At 55.2% G+C, this 1,410-nt stretch carries 2 protein-coding genes and 1 pseudogene; all 3 read right to left on the bottom strand.

What is annotated here, in order from left to right; all coding sequences use genetic code 11:
- The coding region (locus EOA85_RS35275; RefSeq protein WP_164760132.1) for an acyltransferase at positions 1-502 on the bottom strand (502 nt) is incomplete at its 3' end.
- Positions 503-586: 84 nt separating this feature from the next.
- A complete protein-coding gene (locus EOA85_RS35270; RefSeq protein ID WP_245486353.1) occupies positions 587-1,147 on the bottom strand; it encodes a CpaD family pilus assembly lipoprotein in 561 nt (186 codons plus the stop codon).
- Positions 1,148-1,159: 12 nt separating this feature from the next.
- Positions 1,160-1,410 (bottom strand): annotated as a pseudogene (locus EOA85_RS39665) (type II and III secretion system protein family protein); the annotation flags it as partial.

Raw genomic sequence — 1,410 nt, 5'->3', positions numbered from 1 at the left:
GAAGAAGTGTCGTCAGCCAGCGCTTCCCGATGTAGCGATAGATTAGGAACATCAGGATTGGGGCGAAGATGTAGTACTGCTCCTCTACGGAAAGCGACCAGGTGTGCAACAGTGGTCGAAGCGCGGCATCGATCGAGAAGTAACTTGACGTTTTCCAGAAAAAAACGTTCGACCAGAAGGTCGAGGCAGCTATGATGCTAAGACCGAATTCGCGCAGATCCGATGGCAGAAGAATGAACAATGCGGCAATGCAGGTGAGAAGCATCACAAAGACGAGAGCCGGCAGAATGCGCCGGGCACGGCGCCAGTAGAAGTTGACGATCGAAAATTGGCCGCGTTCAAGGTCATCCAAGAGGCTTCCGCTGATCAGGTAGCCGGAGATGACGAAGAAGATATCGACCCCGCTAAAGCCACCCGGGATCGCCGAAATTCCGAAATGAAATAGTACGACCGGAAGTACAGCAACAGCCCTAAGGCCCGCGATATCGCGCCTATATTGCATCCAGCGGTTCCTTTGATTTTAGATCAGGACGAGATTGGAAGCTTTCAATCTCCGGTAGGAGTGCTGCCAAGATAAGGGCCGGTATTAGCCACCTTTATCCGTCCCGAATGTTCTGTAAGTGGCAACTGGTACAGAAGCACGATCGCCATCGCCGGACTTGACGGCCTGATTGTCGAGCAGATCGCGCGGATCGTTGACCATCACGGCCAGGTTAAATCCTGTCGAACAACCAAGCGGCTGTTTGAAGGATTCTTCATTGGGTAAGGCACCATATGAGGGACAGACCGGCGGACGGGCGTGATAGACAATCGCCTCAATTCGCACTGAGCCGGCGTCGTGTTGATCGAGCAATTGAATGTTGTCTGCTTCGATTGCCAACTGCCTGGCCTGATGGGCTACCCCTGCGCTGAGCTGGGGCGAACCGCTGATGAGGAGGTGGAGGGCATCGAATCGGCCGCGACTGGCCTTGTTTAGGAAATCACGCAAACGCTGCCGTTCGGAAGCGCGCAGGCTTTGCAACGTCAGGAGGGTGGTCTCCTCTCGGACAAGCATTGATGCCGATGGTTCGACATGAACTGGCGTAGTGCTTGTGCAGCCACTTACGCTTGGTGCCAGAGCGACAAAGAGGACTATAAAACGCAACATCATTGGACGACACTATTCGATGATGAAGCCGAGACCGCCCTGGGCGCTTGGCGCGCCCGCACGGATAGCAGCGCGGTCTCGCGGGGGACTTGCCACGGAATTCGTCGGAGCGCCCCCTCCGTTCAAAGCCGGTGCCGCTCGCTCCGTAGGTGCGCTCATCTGGTTTGGGTTGGAGCCTGGTCTTACAATGTAAGGCGTAACTAGAATGACCAGTTCTGACTCCTCTTTTTGAAACGAGGACGAGCGAAAAAGCGGTCCCAGGA

Source organism: Mesorhizobium sp. M5C.F.Ca.IN.020.29.1.1, from assembly GCF_003997375.1.
In the GTDB taxonomy this organism is placed as follows: Bacteria; Pseudomonadota; Alphaproteobacteria; order Rhizobiales; family Rhizobiaceae; genus Mesorhizobium; species Mesorhizobium wenxiniae.
Note: the sequence above shows the minus strand (reverse complement) of the source record. Positions and strands in the feature narration are given on the sequence as shown.

What these genes read in the sequence shown, in the direction of transcription:
- EOA85_RS35270 (WP_245486353.1), bottom strand. Translation starts at nt 1,147, where the DNA reads ATGTTGCGTTTTATAGTCCTCTTTGTCGCTCTGGCACCAAGCGTAAGT.